The 17,099-nt window shown below is 70.8% G+C and carries 16 protein-coding genes and 1 pseudogene; 15 read left to right on the forward strand and 2 right to left on the reverse strand.

The genetic code is table 11. The features are described from left to right. Positions 1-546: 546 nt before the first annotated feature. From OHS33_RS03720 to OHS33_RS03750, 7 genes are all read left to right on the forward strand, one after another. A complete protein-coding gene (locus OHS33_RS03720) occupies positions 547-1,539 on the forward strand; it encodes a polyprenyl synthetase family protein (protein ID WP_330328927.1) in 993 nt (330 codons plus the stop codon). 53 nt (positions 1,540-1,592) lie between these two features. Further along, a complete protein-coding gene (locus OHS33_RS03725) occupies positions 1,593-2,447 on the forward strand; it encodes an SDR family NAD(P)-dependent oxidoreductase (protein WP_330328928.1) in 855 nt (284 codons plus the stop codon). Further along, entirely contained in the window at positions 2,444-3,085 is a 642-nt protein-coding gene (locus tag OHS33_RS03730; protein WP_330328929.1) for an acetoacetate decarboxylase family protein, read from the forward strand. The genes OHS33_RS03725 and OHS33_RS03730 overlap by 4 nt, the downstream gene beginning before the upstream one ends. 17 nt (positions 3,086-3,102) lie before the next feature. After that, positions 3,103-3,819, forward strand: coding sequence for an HAD-IB family phosphatase (locus tag OHS33_RS03735; RefSeq protein ID WP_330328930.1), 717 nt, complete (start codon positions 3,103-3,105; stop codon positions 3,817-3,819). Positions 3,820-4,055: 236 nt separating this feature from the next. Then, positions 4,056-4,610 (forward strand): EF-hand domain-containing protein, encoded by a 555-nt coding sequence (locus tag OHS33_RS03740; protein ID WP_330328931.1) that lies wholly within the window; start codon positions 4,056-4,058, stop codon positions 4,608-4,610. 273 nt (positions 4,611-4,883) lie between these two features. After that, positions 4,884-6,104, forward strand: coding sequence for a family 2 encapsulin nanocompartment cargo protein terpene cyclase (locus OHS33_RS03745; protein WP_330334893.1), 1,221 nt, complete (start codon positions 4,884-4,886; stop codon positions 6,102-6,104). A 242-nt stretch (positions 6,105-6,346) separates the two neighbouring features. Beyond that, the gene (locus OHS33_RS03750) at positions 6,347-6,478 is read left to right on the forward strand and encodes a hypothetical protein (RefSeq protein ID WP_330328932.1); all 132 of its coding nucleotides are present in this window, start codon (positions 6,347-6,349) and stop codon (positions 6,476-6,478) included. Between the two features lie 127 nt (positions 6,479-6,605). Here the strand turns inward: OHS33_RS03750 and OHS33_RS03755 are convergent, their stop codons facing one another. Beyond that, the gene (locus tag OHS33_RS03755) at positions 6,606-7,292 is read right to left on the reverse strand and encodes a GntR family transcriptional regulator (RefSeq protein WP_330328933.1); all 687 of its coding nucleotides are present in this window, start codon (positions 7,290-7,292) and stop codon (positions 6,606-6,608) included. A gap of 116 nt (positions 7,293-7,408) precedes the next feature. Here OHS33_RS03755 and OHS33_RS03760 point away from each other — a divergent pair, with 116 nt between their 5' ends. The 7 genes from OHS33_RS03760 (at position 7,409) to OHS33_RS03790 (ending at position 14,664) form a co-directional block, all read left to right on the forward strand. Beyond that, positions 7,409-8,854 carry an MmgE/PrpD family protein gene (locus tag OHS33_RS03760; RefSeq protein ID WP_330328934.1) on the forward strand — a complete coding sequence of 482 codons (1,446 nt, stop codon included), beginning with the start codon at positions 7,409-7,411 and terminating at the stop codon, positions 8,852-8,854. A 26-nt stretch (positions 8,855-8,880) separates the two neighbouring features. Then, entirely contained in the window at positions 8,881-9,771 is an 891-nt protein-coding gene (locus OHS33_RS03765) for an isocitrate lyase/PEP mutase family protein (RefSeq protein WP_330328935.1), read from the forward strand. After that, positions 9,771-11,024 carry a 3-isopropylmalate dehydratase large subunit gene (locus OHS33_RS03770; protein ID WP_330328936.1) on the forward strand — a complete coding sequence of 418 codons (1,254 nt, stop codon included), beginning with the start codon at positions 9,771-9,773 and terminating at the stop codon, positions 11,022-11,024. Before OHS33_RS03765 ends, OHS33_RS03770 begins: the two co-directional genes overlap by 1 nt. Further along, positions 11,024-11,542: a LeuD/DmdB family oxidoreductase small subunit gene (locus OHS33_RS03775; protein WP_330328937.1), complete on the forward strand. Its 519-nt coding sequence runs from the start codon at positions 11,024-11,026 to the stop codon at positions 11,540-11,542. Before OHS33_RS03770 ends, OHS33_RS03775 begins: the two co-directional genes overlap by 1 nt. 110 nt (positions 11,543-11,652) lie before the next feature. Continuing rightward, positions 11,653-12,348, forward strand: coding sequence for an MBL fold metallo-hydrolase (locus OHS33_RS03780; RefSeq protein ID WP_330328938.1), 696 nt, complete (start codon positions 11,653-11,655; stop codon positions 12,346-12,348). A gap of 221 nt (positions 12,349-12,569) precedes the next feature. Beyond that, entirely contained in the window at positions 12,570-13,616 is a 1,047-nt protein-coding gene (locus OHS33_RS03785; protein ID WP_330328939.1) for a hypothetical protein, read from the forward strand. A 40-nt stretch (positions 13,617-13,656) separates the two neighbouring features. After that, positions 13,657-14,664 (forward strand): clavaminate synthase family protein, encoded by a 1,008-nt coding sequence (locus OHS33_RS03790; RefSeq protein WP_330328940.1) that lies wholly within the window; start codon positions 13,657-13,659, stop codon positions 14,662-14,664. A 91-nt stretch (positions 14,665-14,755) separates the two neighbouring features. On the opposite strand, the pseudogene OHS33_RS03795 reads toward OHS33_RS03790, so the two are convergent. Then, positions 14,756-15,057: pseudogene (locus tag OHS33_RS03795) on the reverse strand (sensor histidine kinase KdpD); the annotation flags it as partial. A gap of 1,135 nt (positions 15,058-16,192) precedes the next feature. Here OHS33_RS03795 and OHS33_RS03800 point away from each other — a divergent pair. Further along, positions 16,193-16,999, forward strand: coding sequence for an SDR family NAD(P)-dependent oxidoreductase (locus tag OHS33_RS03800; RefSeq protein WP_330328941.1), 807 nt, complete (start codon positions 16,193-16,195; stop codon positions 16,997-16,999). Positions 17,000-17,099: the final 100 nt, after the last annotated feature.

Here is a 17,099-nt window from a genome sequence, read left to right on the forward strand (position 1 = left end):
GCCGGCTCGCGGGCGTGGGCGGGCAGGGCGAGGGCGGGAGCCGAGGTAGCGAGCGGGTCTGGGAAAGCCTCATGCCCCCCGGCCCTGTCCTCGTGCCCACCAAGCGTGGCCGCCGCCTCCAGGGGTGCTTGTCCACGAGGCTGCGATGGCCATCAGGAGAGCGGCGGATCAGGGGGCCAGGGTTGCACGCCATTGAGAGCCTGCCTGCGGGAGGCCCTGCGTCAGGGCGGGAGGGCTGTGGGTGCAGTGGGGGGCGGTGGCCAGGGCTGTTTCGGGTTGGGTGCGCGTTGTCCAGTTGGAACACTGAGACCACTACAAGCGCCGCCACCTCGCGCGCACAAGAGCCGCGGCCGGCCAGATCGGCAGCCCTGCTCGAAAACGTTGCCGAGGGTGTCCAGGGCGGCGTGCAGAGCGTTTACCCGGAGTGCCCGCTGCGATGCCGGGGCTCTCCTGACGTCAAGGCGTTCTCCACACGGATGGTTGTTCTGAAGGCTGGGAGAGACGTTGAGGCAGGCAGCAGGGGTGGCCCCGCGGGATGGACGGCAGGTGAGCCGGGATGTGGTCGCCTTCCTGGATCCGCCTCTGCGGGCGGCGGTGGGCCGGTTGGAACAGCCGCTGCGCGGGATGGCGGAGTACTACTTCCGGTGGGTGGACGCCGAGGGGGTGCGGTGTCCGGTGGTGGCGAGTACGCGACGCCGGTACGGGAGCCTGTTCCTCCTTGCGGCCGGTGGCGGGGAGCAGGGGTGGGAGCGGGCGCGTAACGCGGCGGCCGCGGGAACGCTGCTGCTCGCGAGTGTGGCGGTCCACGATGACATCATCGACGAGGAGCCGGTGCGCAACGGCCGCCCGACGGTGCATGCCGTCTTCGGTGTGCCGGCTGCCCTCTACGTCGGCAATGCGCTCGTCGGGCTGGCTTCCGAGCTGCTGGCGGAAGAGCCTTCCCAACTGGCGGGGGAGCTGGGCAGACGGCTCGCCGAGGTGGTGCGGGAGATCGCGAACTGTCAGATTCTGGACGTACGGTTCGGGGGCTCGCAGACGGTGACGCTCCAAGAGGCGCTGACGGTGTCTGCGGCGAAGATCGCTCCCGGCACGGCGTTCGCCTGCGCGGCGGGCGCGCTGTGCGCTGGTGCGTCGCCCGCTCAGGTGGAGGCCGCGGCCGAGGTCGGCTCGGAGTTCGGCAAGGCGTGGGCGCTGTGGGACGAACTGGAGGAGTACGCGGCCGGTGACGCGGCTGCGGCGGTGGACCGGCTGGCGGATCTGCGCCAGCGCAGGATCGTCCCCTCCGTGGCGTACGCGCTTCAAAGCCAGGGGCCGGCCCGCGAGAAGCTGCTCGCCTACTTCCACGACTCCGCCGCCCCGGACAACGCGGGACTTCTTCAGGCGCGGGACCTCGTCGAGGAGTGCGGAGCGCTGACGTGGCTGCGGGAGCGGCTCGACGCGCATCTCGCCCGGGCTCTGCACCGGCTGCCCGACGCGGTCGTCGATCCGGTCGCCCGTGCGGAGTTCGCGTCCTGCCTGCGCAGCTGGGCCCTCTCGTGAAGGCCCGGCGAGGCCGGGCGGGGTCCTGGCATCCGCGGGGGCGGGTCTGTCTGGTGACGGGCGGCGCCCAGGGAATCGGCTGGGCCGTCACACGGCTGCTGGCCAGGGCGGGCGCGCACGTCTACGTCGCCGACATCTGCGAGCGGAATCTTCACGAGGCCCGGCAGCGGCTCGCCGGCTGCCCGGGCGGTGACCGAATCCGCCTCGCCCGGGTCGATGTCACCGACCAGGACCAGGTGCGGGACTGGACGACCCAGGCCGTACAGGACCACGGGCGCATCGACGTGTTGGTCAACAACGCGGCGTTCGTCCGCTGGCAGGACTTCCACGAGTCGAACTCCCAGGACGCACTGCTGATGATGCGTACCGGATACGACGCGATGGTCCACACCGTGGCCGCCGTACTCCCGTACCTGCGTGAGCAGCGCGGCGGGCACATCGTGAACATGGGGTCCTCGCTCAGCCGAGTGCGCGCGAAAGGGCCGGCGGCGGCCTACGTGGCGACGAAGGCCGCCGTGGAAGCCTTCACCGAAGTGACCCGCCTGGAACTGGCCGACCACGGGATCAGGGTCACCCTGGTACGCCCGGGGCTCGTCGCGGGGACGGACTTCTTCCGCCGTCATGTCCCCTCCGACCGCCTGCCGCGCTTCGCCGACCACCTGCCCCCGTGCACCCCCGAGCAAGTGGCCGCAGCCATCGGACGGGCCCTGGCCAAGGGCACGGACACCGTCGACATCCCGGCCTGGCTGCCCCTCTCGTACGGCCTCCACCAGATGAGCCCGCGCGCGTTCCGCCGGCTGGCCGCTCTCGGCGGGCCCGCCCGCCGCGACTTCGGACACCCGCACGCACCCCGTCCCCGGCGATCCGGCATGCCCCAGCCGTCGCCCACGAGCAGGACCACCACATGACCCTGCCGCAGGACGAGCAGCAGAGCCTTCCGAGCCCCCCGAGCTTCCCGCCGGCCCCGTGGCGCATGTCCGGCAGGATGTGGATGGGCCTTTTCCCCGTGCCCCGCCTTCCCCCGGTGCCCGGCGGGCTTTCCGTAGTCCTGCCCCGACACCTCCTGGTCGCCGCGATCCGCTACCTCGACGGGGACCTGCGCTACAACGAGTTCGTCATCGCGAGCGCGGTGCGCTCCGGCTTCCGGGTGGGCGCCTTCATCCATCACATCTGGGTCGACAACGCCATCTCCCAGGAGGGCGGCCGCCACATCTGGGGGCTGGACAAACAGCTGGCCAACTTCCAGTGGACCGACCAGCAGGTGCGCATCACCAGCGACCAGGGCCTACGGGTCACGATGGCAGCCCACCCCGGGCGACGCGCCACGCTGCCCCTGCTGATGCCCCTGCCGGCCTTCGCCCCGCGACGCGGGCAGCTCACCTACGCCCTCGCCCCGGTGCGCCTGCACGCCGGCCCCACACAGCTGTCCCTCACCGACTGGCCCGCGGCGCTCCCCACTCTGAGCAGAACCACCACCCGGATCGCCTTGCAGTCACCGCGTTTCCGTGTGGCCGTCCCCGCACCCCACCCGGTCAACGACCGTTGACCACGGAGCACTCACCGATGCCCCCAGCCGATCCCGGTCCGCGCCGCCCTGCGCCCCCCGCCGCCGGGACCACCCGGCTGCCGCCGGTGCGGGCTGTCGTCTGCGACGTCGACCACACCCTCACCCCGAAGAGTTCCGTCGTCGAACTCAGCCGCGCCCTCGCCGCGCCCATCGGTGAAGTAACCGCCCTCTACCGCGGATACCAGTGCGGACAACTCACCCACGAAGAGACCCGCACCCGGCTCCTGGAACTGTGGACCCGCGGCGGCCTTGCGAGCCGTATCACCGTCGAGACCGTCTTCCATCAGCTGCCGATCAAGGACGACGCCCTTCGCCTGGCCGCAGCCCTCGCCGCGCGCGGCCTGCCCCTGTGCCTGATCACCAGCTCCGCACAGCTTTACGCCGACATCATGACCCGCCGCCTTGACGCCGCCTGCGGATACGGAAACGGCCGGCTCCTCTTCGACACCGCAGGCAACCTCGAAGACGTCGATTTCACCCGGGATACCGCGGACCTCAAACTCCTCCAGCTCGCCCAGTTCACCACCGATCATGATCTGGAGCCGACCGAGGTCATCGCCGTGGGCAACGGGAGCAACGACCTCCTCCTGTTCGACGCCACCCGCCGCGGAGTCCTCGTCACGACCACCACCTCCACCCGCCACAGCGCGCACGCCTGGGCGACGGTCCGCCACCTCGACGAAGTCATCACCCTGATCGACACCGAACAGTAGAACCACCGCCCCCACCGGGCAATCCACAGCACGGATGCCGCCCACCTGTCGCTACGGGTCCGCACTCGACGCGAGCCTGCGCACGCCCGGGGCCACGCCACCTTCGCTGTCACACCCGCTCCCCTGTGCTGCCGCCCAGAGCCGTGCCCACGGCACACCCCGCTCGTTCCTCCTCACGTGATCACGACCCGGTGATCCCTGAACCACGCCAAACGGCATACCGAGGAGAAGACACGATGAATGGCACGACAGGGGTTCTGGAACAGAAGCTGCGCCGTTTCTTCGCGATGCTGGACCTCGACGGAGACGGCCGCCTGACCGAGGACGATGCCCTCGCCATCGCCGACCGGCTCGCCGCCGCCTTCGACGTCCAGGACACCGCGAAGATCACCCGGCTTCGCAGCGCGCTGAGCGACTTCTGGCGCAAGGACCTGGCGATCATGGCCGCCGACGGCAGCGGCTCGGTGAATGTCTCGGAATTCGTCGCCGGCATGCCCAAGGCCCTGGGCAACGACCGCGCGGGTGTCCTGGAGCGGCTGACCGCGATGGTGGCCGGATGGATGGACATCGCCGACACCGACGGCAACGGCCTCATCGACGAAGACGAGTACGTCACCATGTTCTCCAAGACCGTGGGTGCCTCACCGGCGGACCTGAAGGTGGCCTTCGCGAAGCTGGACCGGGACGGCAACGGCACCCTGGACCGCGAGGAGATCCGCCGGGCCACCGAGGAGTACGGCACCAGCGAGGACCCGCAAGCCCCGGGCAACTGGCTCCTCGGCCCCCTGTAACCGAAGCAGACGCGCCGGACATCACGCCGCCCTTCCTGCTCGCATCCCCTTCGAGGCTGTGCCTTCCGCGCCGGTTGTCTGCTGACTGTCGCTGAAGCGGGTGGGATCGGCGGTATCTCCTGCGGCGAGCTCTGGTGCTCTGCTGTGCTGGGTCCCGGCCTGTGGTGAGCGCGGGCGAGTGGGGGTGGATGTTGCCCTGATCCGCCGTCGGCCCTGTGTTTGGCAGCGTGGTCCTGGCGGCCGTCCCTCGAAGATGCGAGGAGGCTGTGGATGATGGATTCGGTGGCTGGGGCGTTACCGACCGGGCAGGGTGGAGGGTCGTTCCCGCTGGGCCCCCGGGGGCTGGGGACTTCGGCCGCTCGTATCGTTCAAAACGCGCCGACGGAACCCCAGGACATCAGCGTCCCACCCCCATCTCGGCCCACGGCAGTACGCCGTTGGACAGGGCACTGGACTGCTTCGGCGCCGGCGCCGGCGCCCGGGCCTGCGGCGACGGAGGCTTCCACGCCCCTGGGGGTGTCGCTGTACTGCCCGAGGCCGGTGCGGGTGGACGAGCCTCTGGGAGCCGAGGTCAACGAACGGCTCCTCACGTGGGTGCGGCGCGTGGGGATCTTCCCCGGCCGCCTTGACGCGGTCCGCGCGTGCAACTACGGGCGCTACGCCATGCTCATCCATCCCGACTGCGACGATCCCGACCGGCTCCTGCTGGCCGCGCAGTGCATGGCGGCCCTGTTCGCGGTGGACGACTACTACTGCGACGACGAGCGCACCGGATCGGACACCGCCCTGGTGGGAAACCGTCTCACTCTCGCCCAGAGCGCCCTGGACCCCGCTCACCTGGTGGGCGGCTGGGAATACCAGGAGCAGCTTGAGCGGGCACTCACCTCGGATCCCGTCCTGGTCGCGCTGCGTTCCTACATCGACAACGTCGCGAGCATCGCCACCCCCGCCCAGGTGGGCAGGGTCCGCCACGAGACCGTGGCCATGTTCGTGGCCATGAACGGCGAAGCCGGCTGGCGGACCACGAAGACGACCCCCGCGGTGTGGGAGTACCTGGCGGCACGGCAGGTCAACAGCTTCCTGCCGTGCATGACGCTCATCGACGTGATCGGCGGATACGAACTGCCCGCCACCCTCTACAACCACCCGCCGGTACGCCGGGCAACCATGCTGGCGGCCAGCGCGAGCATCATCCTCAACGACCTCTACTCGATGGCCAAGGAGTCCGAACCCGGCATCGGCGACGGCGGACTACCCGACGTCATCGCCGCCGAACAAGGCTGCACCACCCATGAAGCGGTCCGCCTGAGCGCCGCGTACCACGACGAACTCGTCCGCGAATTCGAAACCGCACACCGCGAACTCACCACCACGATCCCCTCGCCACACCTCTGGCGCTACCTCACCGGACTCCACTCATGGCTCGGCGGGAACCACGAATGGCACGCCACCACGGGCCGCTACGCCACAGGAACCCGCGACCGCGGTGTGTGAGACCGGGCGTCCGTAGCCACCGGCGGGCCCTGAATGCGAACAGCCCCCTCGACCTGGTGGTCGAGGGGGCTGTTGCGTTGGTAGCGGAGACAGGATTTGAACCTATTCGACACTGCCGGTCGGGGATCCGTTGGAGGACGTCATCGGTATCGGGCGGGACTCCGGGCGACCAGCCGCTGCGGAATGCCGCACGTTCCGAATGACGCGCCGGCACACCGGTCAGCGAGGTCACCGGGGCCGACATGCAGACCGCCTACGACACGAACACCTTCGGCGCCGTCCGCGTCACGCACGCCTCCCTGCCGTTCCTGGAGGCGGGCGACGCCACAGTCGTCGTCAACGTCAGCAGGGGCCCGGGCGCGCCGCCTGCGTGAGCCCGGCCGTCGCGGACCTCGGCCGCGGAAGCAATGCCGTGGGGCTCGAAGGCATCCGAGCCGTGAGCGCCGGGCATGCACCCGCGCCCACTGGTGGCGCTGACCCGTTTCCCCCGTTCGGCGGCCGTCAGTTCCCGGCGGAGGCCAGCAGCCGGTGGAAGTCCATGAGGCCCCCGGATCGGTGGTCGGCCAGAAGTCTCAGCGCCAGAGCGGTATCGCCGCCCTCGAAGGCGGTGACGATGCCGTCGTGCTCGGCGAGGATCGCCTCGGCCCGGGCGAGGTCTCCGGCGACGGCCGCGCGCCGGTAGGACAGGGCGCGGTGGGGCTCCAGGGCTTCCCAGAGCTGGCGCACGAAGCGCAGGAGCCATTCGTTGTCACAGTGGTCGAGCAACGCGAAGTGGAATCGCCGGTTACCGGCGATGACGCCCGGCACGTCGACGGCCGCGACGGCGGCGCGCTGGTCGTCCAGCGCGACGCGCATGGCGGCGACGTCCTCGGGACGCAGCTGACCTGAGGCGTTCCGCTCCGCCTCGCCCTCCAGGAGCTCCCGCATGCGGAAGATGTCGTCCACGCCGCGCGGACTGAGCTCGGTGACCGTGTACCCGCGCTGCGGAACATAGGTCACGATGCCTTCGCCCGCCAGCGTCTTGAGGGCCTCGCGCACGGGGATGACGCTCAGCCCCAGCTCCTCCGCGGCCGCGGACTGGCGGATCGGAGCGCCGGCGGGCAGATCGCCGCGGACGATCGCATCGCGCAGCTCGGCGAGGGCCACGGCCTCGGCCGTGCGCGGGAGAGAGGTTCGTTTCAGTGCCACGCGCTCATGCTACCCAGCATCCCCGCGAAACTAGATGTTATAAATTCTAATTTTAGAGGTTACCGTGGACCGCAACAGCCCGGTCCACCCGCCGCACGACCTTGGAGGTGAGCGCGGTGCCCGCACCGACGCCGACGACCACACGACACCCCACCGACCCCGAAGGCCCCACCGGCCGGCTGGCCACGTGGCTCGCGGAAACCACACTGGAGCGGATCCCCGCACAGGTGCGGGAGAGAGCCGCGCACCTGATCCTCGACGGACTGGGCTGCGCGCTGATCGGGGCCCAGCTGCCCTGGTCGAGGACCGCCGTGGAGGCAGTCCTCTCCCTGGAAGGAAGCGGGAACACCCCGGTGATCGGCTGGGGCCGCACCACCAGCGGCCCGGCTGCCGCCGTACTCAACGGCACCTTCATCCAGGGCTTCGAACTCGACGACTACTACCCGGCGGCCCCACTGCACAGCACCTCCCTGGTGCTCCCCGCCCTGCTGTCCACCGTCTCCCAGGGCGTCCTGGTACGCGGCGCGGACTTCCTCCGGGCGACGGTCCTGGGCTTCGAGACGGGCACCCGGGTCGGTCTCGCCCTGGGCGGCCCCGAGATGCTCTCGCGGGGGTGGCATTCCGGATCCGTGTTCGGCACCCACGCGGCGGCCGCCGCCTCGGGCGTGCTCCGCGGCCTGAACGCCGCACAGTTCGAGGACGCGCTGGGCCTCGCGGGCACCCAGTCAGCCGGCCTGATGGCCGCCCAGTACGAGGCCATGTCCAAGCGCATGCACCACGGCTTCGCCTCCCGCAACGGCTTCTACGCCGCCGGGCTCGCACACGGCGGATACACCGGCATCAAGCGGGTCTTCGAACGCGAGTACGGCGGGTTCCTCTCGACCTTCGGCGAGGGCCACGACCCTGACGCCTCCCAGATCACCAAGAACCTGGGGTCGGAGTGGAACACCGAGAAGATCACCGTGAAGATCCACGCGGCGATGGGCGGCCTGCACCCCGCGATCGACGCCGCGATCGCGCTCACGGACGGACGCGGACTGACCGCCGGGGGCATCGAGACGATCCGCATCGAGGTGCCACACGCCATCTACCACCACGGCTGGTGGACCCCGGAGCGCCCGCTGACCGCCATCGGCGGCCAGATGAACATCGCCTACGCCACCGCCGCCGCCCTTCTGGACGGTCACGTGCGCCCCGAACAGTTCACGCCCTCGCGGCTGGACGCCGACGACCTGTGGGAACTGATCGGCCGCACCGAGGTCCACCAGGTCGACGAACAGCACGAACCGGCCTGGGAGCAGCCCGGCTACAACACCCGCCTCACCCTCACCCTGCGCGGTGGGGAGGTGCTCACCCTGGCCCTCAACCAGCCGCACGGCGGCCCCGACGACCCGCTCACCAACGCCGAGATCCGCGAGAAGTACCGGGCGCTGACCGCCCAGGTCGTCGATCCCGGCCGGGCGGCACGGATCGAGCAGATCGTGCTGGACCTCGAAGGCCAGACCGACCTCGGCCCCCTGGTGGAACTCCTCGCCGCCCCGGCGCGCGGCGCCCTCGGCTGAACGCCATTCACCCCAAAGGACTCCTCATGCCCCAGCCCAGTCATCCTCTCACCGCCGGCGGCCGGTTGCGTTCGCTGCTGGCCCAGGACGGCCTGATCACCGCTCCCGGGGTCTTCGACGGCCTCTCGGCCCACCTCGTCGCGCGCACCGGTTTCAAGGCCGCCTATCTGAGCGGCGCGGGCGTGTCCGTCGCCGGGTACGGGCTGCCCGACATCGGGCTGCTCACCCAGACCGAGATGACCGACCGGGCCCGCGCCGTCGCCTCCGTACTCGACGGCATCCCGCTCATCGCGGACGCGGACACCGGCTACGGAGCACCGGTGAACGTGGCCCGCACCGTGCGCGAGTACGAGAGGGCCGGCGTGGCCGCCCTCCACCTCGAAGATCAGGCGTTCCCCAAGAAGTGCGGACACCTCCCGGACAAGGAACTGCTCAGTGCTGCGGAGTTCACGGACAGGCTCGACGCCGCGCTGCAGGCCCGTACCGACCCCGATCTCGTCGTCATCGCCCGGACCGACGCCCGCGGTCCGCTGGGGCTGACCGAGGCGATCGACCGGGCGTGCCGTTACGCGGAGGCGGGGGCCGACGTCATCTTCGTCGAGGCCCCGCGGAGCGCCGAGGAGATCGAACGGATCGCCGCCGAGGTCGGCGTCCCCCTGCTGATCAACATGGTGCAGGGCGGACTCACGCCCGACACCGCGCCCGACCGGTTGGCCGAACTCGGCTACCGCATCGCCATCCACCCCGGCGCGCTCCTCGCCCCCTACGCACTGCACGGGCTTGACGCTCTGGGCCGTCTCGGCGGCACCGCTCCCGAGGTCACACCCGGCCCGCAGGGCCTGTTCGAACTCGTCGGCCTGCGCGATTGGGCAGCGATCGGCGAGCGCCACCGCGATCGCTCGAAGGACGGCGCCTGATGGGCATGACCATGATGGAGAAGATCCTCGCCCGGAAGGCCGGCGTGGAACACGTGAGGCCCGGCGACACAGTCGTCTGCGACGTCGACATGACGGTCATGATCGACCTTCAGTTCGCCACCGGCTGGGTCCAGCCCCTGAAGATCAACGACCCGGACAAGGTCGCGGTCATCATGGACCACGCGGTTCCCGCACCGAACGTGCACGACGCGATGGGCGGCACCCACGCCCGGGCCTTCGCCCGCGACTTCGGCATCGAGAAGTTCTACGACATCGGCCGCCACGGCATCTGCCACCAGGTCATCGCCGAGAACGGGCTCGCCCGCCCCGGCGAGATCCTCGCGTGCACCGACTCCCACACCTGCGCGGCCGGGGCGTACAACACCGCCGCCCGCGGCCTCGGCCCGGCCGAGGTGTACTCGATCCTGTGCACCGGCAAGACCTGGTTCCAGGCCGCTCCCACGATCCGCTACGAGTTCACCGGCACCAAGCCCACCGCCGTGTCCGGCAAAGACATCTTCCTGTACATCGCCGGTACCTACGGCGACGCGACCAACCACAACATCGAGTACGGCGGGACCGGCCTGGCCTCGGTACCGATGAACGACCGGCGCACCATCGCCACCCAAGGCGCTGAGGTCTCCGCGGACTTCTCCACCTTCCCCATCGACGACCTGGCCCGCGGCTTCCTCGCCGACCACGGCGCCGCCCCCGCCACGTACCGGGCGGCCGACGCCGACCCGGACGCCGAGTACGCGGCGGTGCGCACGGTGGACCTGTCCTCGCTGGAGCCCTACGTCGCCCGTCCCGGCACCGTCAGCCACAACTCCCTGCCGGTGTCGGCCATCGGGAAGCGTCCGGTCGACCAGTGCTTCATCGGTTCCTGCGCCAACGGACAGCTGGAGGACCTGAGGATCGCCGCGGACATCGTGCGCGGCCGCAGGGTCGCCCCCGGCGTCCGGTTGCTGATCACACCCGCTTCGCAGGAGGTCTACAAGGACGCGATGCGCGCCGGGTACCTCCAGGACCTCGCGGATGCCGGAGCGGTGGTCACCAACTCCACCTGCGGCGCCTGCTTCGGCTACCACATGGGCCTGCTCGCCCCCGGCGAGGTGTGTCTCACCTCCTCCACCCGCAACTTCACCGGCCGCATGGGCAGCCCCGACGCCGAGATCTACATGGCCTCACCCGCCACCGTCGCCGCCTCTGCCCTCACCGGCCACATCACCGACCCCCGAGCGGAGCTGAGCTGATGGACACCCTCGTCACCGGCCGCGTATGGGTCGTCGGCGACTCGGTCACCACCGACGCGATGTACCCCGCCTTCGCCATGAAACTGCCCGTGGCCGAGGCCGCGCGCCACGTCTTCTACGAGCTGCGGCCCGGCTGGACGGACCAAGTCCGGCCCGGCGACATCGTGGTGGCCGGCCGCAACTTCGGGCTCGGCTCCTCCCGCCCCGTCGCGGCTCTCTTCCGCGAACTGGGCGTCGCCGCACTGATGGCGGAGGAGTTCAACTCCCTGTTCCTTCGCAACTGCATCAACCACGGGCTCCCCGCGCTCACCCTGCCCGGCGTCGCCCGGTCCTTCACGGACGGTGATACAGCCCGCCTCGACTTCGCCGAGGGCTGGGCCGAGAACCTCGGGTCCGGAACCCGTCTGGCGGGAGGTCCGCTGCCGTCTCTGGTCCTCGACATCCTCGCGGCGGGCGGCATAGTGCCGAAACTCGCCCGCGAAGGCTACGTACCCCTCCCAGCAGGCTCGGGCCGCTGAGGCCGGTGCCGGGTGTCCAAGTGCCACCCCGCCAACTCTCCCCGCCCGCTTCGCGACCCACCCGGCCGCACTCCCGCACTCCCGCACTCCACGACCCTAGGAACCCCTCGATGCACAGCCAGCTCGCCCCCGGCGTCACCCGTATCGCCACCAGCAAGCGCGACAACGCCTTCCTCGTCGACGGCGACGACGGCTTCACCCTGATCGACGTCGGCTGGTCCAAGGCCCCGCGCGTCCTGCTGAACGCGGTGGCCGACCTGGGCCGCAAACCCTCCGACATCCGACGCGTCGTCCTCACCCATGCCCACCCCGACCACGTCCAGGGCGCGGCCGAACTGCGCCGTCACACGGGCGCGCAGATCCTCATCCATGCCGCGGACCGGGCATGGCTGGAGGCCGGACGCGTCCCCGCCGCGGGCCGCTCCGGCCCGGTGGGACGCCTCATCGACCGACTGCCCAAGCTCCACTGGAACCCCACCGCCCCCGATGGCACGGTTGCCGACCGTGACGTGGTGGAGGGCAGCGGCGGGCTGCGCGTCGTCCACACCCCCGGCCACTCCCCCGGGCACGTCGTCCTCCTCCACGAACCCAGCCGCACCGTGCTCATGGGCGACGCGGCGTTCAACCGCGGCACGTTCGCGCTGGGCCCGTCGGCTCTGGCCGCAGACCCGGATCTACGGCCGGGCAGCCTCGCCCGCATCCCACAGGACGTGAAGGCCGTCGGCTTCGCCCATGGCGCCCCCCTTGCCGGCCGCGAGGTACACGCCTTCCAGCAGTTCCTCCGACAGCTTCACAGCAGCACCTGAACACGGAGGCTCCGTCTCCTGCGCGGCGAATGACGCAAAGCCGGCCGGTGGGCTTGTGCGGCCGTGTCGGCCGCCTGGTCCGGTGCGCCGCACAGAAACGGTTCTGCCCATCAGGGTTTCGTGTGGAGTGTTCTTGGCTAAACACTTCAACCATGGGCTTATCACCGGTTGCCGGTCATCCTGCTGTCGCTGTCTTCCGTGAGCCCCGAGGTGGGCGGCCCGTGCAGGCGTTGGGCTCGCGGGTCGATGCTGAGGTACAGCGGACCGCACGCGTGCTGTCCGCGGTGTCGACCCATGCGGGACCTGTCGAGCGGACCCTCGCGCTGCGGCAGGCCACTGCGGTTGCCGGCGAGTTGGCGGCCGCGCTGTCGGATCTGGCTCCGGCCGTGGTCGGCGAGGGACTGCCGGCGGAGTCGACCAGTCAGTCGTACTTCCGGGTCCGCGAGGAAGAGCTGTCGGATCAACAGGCTGCCCTGCACGGCGTCCTGGTCATCCACCGCGGTCTGGAGGATCTGTGTGATGCTCCGCTGTCAGGTTCCGACCTGGCGCTGGAGGTGGCCGGGATGCGGCAGTCGGTGCTCGACCTCACCGGCGCGGCGCCGGGCGGCGGTGGCGACGTACCGCCGGTGGCCGTCCCCGCGCCCGGTGCGGGGACGTCGTTGGAGAGTGTGTGGAGTGCCCGGTGGCTCATCGGTCACCAGGTCCATGTCCTGTTCAACGTCTGCGCCGCGGTCGCCGTGGCCGACGCCACCCGCCATCTGCGGGACGGAGACGGTGATGCCGCGCTGGTGCGGCTGGCCGATGCGACGGTGTACGTACGTGGTTTCCCGGCGGCGATGACCCACGCCAGTACGATCCCGGCCGACTACTACATGGCGGCGATACGCCACACCATGGCGCCTCCGTCGGTGGACGTACCGCTGAGCGGGCGCCAGCATCGCGGATACAAGCTGTTCCGGGCGGCGATGAAGGACCTGCTGTCCGTGGTCCCCGACTCCTACGAGCACTTGGCGGCCCGCGCCCCGGAGCTGGCCGAGGCCCGGGGCGCGCTCCTGGAAGCCGACATCGTGGACGGTGAACGGCACGTCACGCTCGCCTATTCGATGGTGCATCTGCGTCGTTCCATCGCCCAGAAGACCGAAGGCCCCGACAACGCCGTCGCCGAACTACGGCTCATGCGCCATCGCCGCGCGGCCCAGTACGCCTCCCTGATCCGGTTCGGGGACCACTACGTCGCCGACGCCGTGGCCGGCCTGCGCCACTCGTGAGTCCGCACGTCCGCCGCCCGCACCCCCGGCAGGAGACCTGATGTCCGAGACGACGCCCGCCACCACCCGAAGCACCGTCGCCGCCGATCGGGAACTGGATCCGGCCGATGCCGGCGCGTGCGAGCGGCTGGCCCGCACCCTGTGCACCGGCGGGCACGACCAGGTCGACAGCCCCGAGTGGGTGGCTCGGGCCCGGGACGCCTGGGACGACCTTCCGCTGCTGCTGCGCCGTGAGGTGCGCCGGTTCCGAAGGCATTCCGGCCCGCACGGCACACTGGTGATCGGCGGCCTGCCCGTCGATCAGGCGGCCCTGCCGGCGACACCGACCACATCCGGCTCGGTCCAGCGCCAGGCCACCATCTCGGCGGCGGTGCTCACCATGGTGGCCTGCGGGCTCGGCGAGCCTCTCGCCTACCTGGCGGAGAAATCCGGGGCCCTCGTGCAGGACGTCGTGCCCGTGCCCGGGCAGGAGACGTTCCACGGCAATGCCGGATCGGTGCCGCTGTCCTTCCACACCGAGAACGGCTTCCACCCCCACCCGCCCGACTATGTGGTCTTCCTGTGCCTGCGCGCCGACCACGACCGACGCGCAGGCATGCGCGTCGCCGGCATCCGCCAAGCACTGCCGCTCCTCACCCCAGCCGGCCGCCAGGCCCTGTTCGCACCGGAGTTCATCACCACACCGCCACCCTCCTTCGGCCCCGACGCCGCCACGAGTGAGCCCGGCGTCGAGCCCCGACCGGTGCTGTCGGGAGCAGCCGAGGATCCCGACATACGCATGGCCCAGCTCGTCACCACCCCGCTCACGCCCCGGGCCACTGCGGCGCTCACCGAATTCGGCCGCGCCTGCGAGGCGACCGCCCGCACCCTGCGTCTGACACCGGGCGACCTGGTCGTCATCGACAACCGCGTCACCGTCCACGGCCGCACCGCCTTTCACCCCCGTTACGACGGCGCGGACCGCTGGCTGCAACGCACCTACGTCACCACCGACCTGCGCCGCTCCCGCGACCACCGCCCCCACGACGGCCACATACTCGCCCGCTGACCGGCCACCTCCTCACCGTCCCGAGTCGCCGAGTCGCCCAGGAGATCGACCCTTCGGCCGCCACGCGAACAGGGCCGCCGCGTGGGGGCGCCGGATGCCCGTGGGTGAGGCCGTCGCTCGGTACGACGTGCAGTGCCAGCAGCTCACTGCCGGGAATGCGGGCGGTGACCCGGGCGGCGCGGCGGATCAAGGTGTCTCCCTCCGGCCCCCGGTCAGACCGACCATGATGCGCTCGCGGGTCTCCCAGGGGGTGGGGATGCCGTGCTCGGCCCGGTAGCGCTGCCAGCCCTCCTCGACGCGGTCGGCGAGCCACAGCAGGGCGAGTTCACGCAGGGCGGCGAGGTTGCCGACGCGGAAGTAGTGGGTGAGGGCGGCCTCGATACGGTCCGACGGCCGCCTCCGCGCTCCGCCGCGCGGCAGGGCCCGCGCCGGGAACAACCTCCTGGCTGCCGGTCTCTGCACCGGCATACGGATTCGGCAGCGCCAAGTAGACCTGCGAGGCGAAATCCCGCTTCCCCGCTCCTCCGTTCTGTGCCGCCTCGACCGCAAACAGTTCGCGCTCAACGCAGCGTGGTCAGCACCGAACCAGCACGGGATCCGAAGCGGGCCGCTCGCCCTTCATCCCGACACCAGGCCGACGGCTCCGCCAAGGACATCGGCAGCACGACCTCCGTCACACTCTGTACACCAGGAACCGGAGATCCCCGAGGCGTACTCAGCCTGATCACTCATCCCGCGCGTGAGCCACTTCTGACGCATCCACACCGCACTCGCTCCCCGTGGCGTAGTGGACGTACTCCGGCCTGCCGCAGACCCGTCTGCCGGACGGACCGGCTCACTCACGGGTACGTCGCCCCGCCCGGCCGAAGATGGGGTGCGGGGGAGGGCCCTGCGGTCAGTACACGCGAGCCGCCCGGCGCCGGTCCCCCCACCGGACGCCGGACGGCTCATGTGCTGTGCGACGGGGGACCGGCGCGCGGTCGCATCGGCCAGGACCCCCCACGGGCCGGACCATGCGCTTCCTCGGCGGTGTTCAGGTCACCGCCCTCCAGCCGCGCGCCACCGGACCGTCACCCGGCTCCGTCGCAGCACCAGTTTGTGGGCGGCCGAAGGGCGCGACAACACGTCCTGACGCGTTCTTTCCGCGTGGCCGTCGATCTTTGACGCGGCCCTGATGACCTGGGCGAACGCGGCTTCGATCCGCCACCGGGCGAACGTCAGAAGACCGTCAGGGACCCGTCCGACACCTTGCCCGCGCGTCCCGGATCCGCTGTGATGGAGTCATGAACAGCGGTCCGCACTACGACGATCGGCCACCGCATCAGGTGCAGCCGACAGTGCCCGCTGTCCGCCCGGCCTGCTGACACCGGCCGCGCGTCATCGACGTACCTGCCGTCGTCCCGCCAAGGGACCGACCGGGCTCGGTACGCACCATCACCACCACCCGCATGAGCTGAACCCGCACCTGCCCTCCGGCGGGCTGCCGGGGGCGTCAGCCCTGCCCTCTTCCATGATCCAGGAATCCGACATGCCTTCATCCCTGTCCGGACGTATCGTCCTCGTCACCGGCGCCACCTCCGGCATCGGCTACGAGAGCGCCCGCCAGCTCGCCGAGCGCGGCGCGACCGTCCTCCTCCACGGCCGCACGCCCGAGGAGGCCCGGGCCGCCGCCGACCGGCTCATCAGCACCACCGGCATCGACGGCACCCTCGTGCGCCCGCTCGCCGCCGACTTCGCCCGCCTCGAAGAGGTCGAGAACCTCGCCCAGGCCGTCCTTCGCGACCACCCGCGCCTCGACGTGCTCGTCAACAACGCGGCCATCGCCGCACCCGAGCGCCACACCCTCACCGCCGACGGGAACGAGATCGCCTTCCAGGTCAACTTCCTCGCCCACTACCTCCTCACCGACCTCCTGGCGGCCGCCCTCACCACCGACCCCGGTGGCCGGGTCGTCAACGTCTCCTCCTCGCTCCACCGCACCGCCGCCATCCAGTGGAACGACCCGCAGCGCATGCGCCGTTACTCCCGGCTCGCCGCCTACGCACAGTCGCAGCTGGCGCTCACCGTCTTCGCCGCCGACCCGCGCGTCACCGCCGTCTCGGTCCACCCCGGGATCTGCGACACCGGTCTGCTCTCCCTCTACGCGAACGAGGGCGTCCGCGCCGCCGAGGGCGCGGCCCACGTCGTACGGCTCTGCGACCCGGCCACCGAGATCGTCAACGGCGCCTACTACGACCGCGGCGAACGCGTCGCACCGGCCGCGGCCGCCACCGACGACCGCATGGTCAAGCGCCTCAACAAGCTCGCCGACCTCCTCGTCGGCCACACCGCCTGAAGGGATACCCGCACATGTCCAAGCGCGCACGCAAGAAGAGGGCCCGCCGCAAACGCGGTTCCAACCACGGCAGCAAGCCGAACTGCTGATCCACGACCCA

Origin of the sequence: Streptomyces sp. NBC_00536, from assembly GCF_036346295.1 — a bacterium.
Classification (GTDB): Bacteria; Actinomycetota; Actinomycetes; order Streptomycetales; family Streptomycetaceae; genus Streptomyces.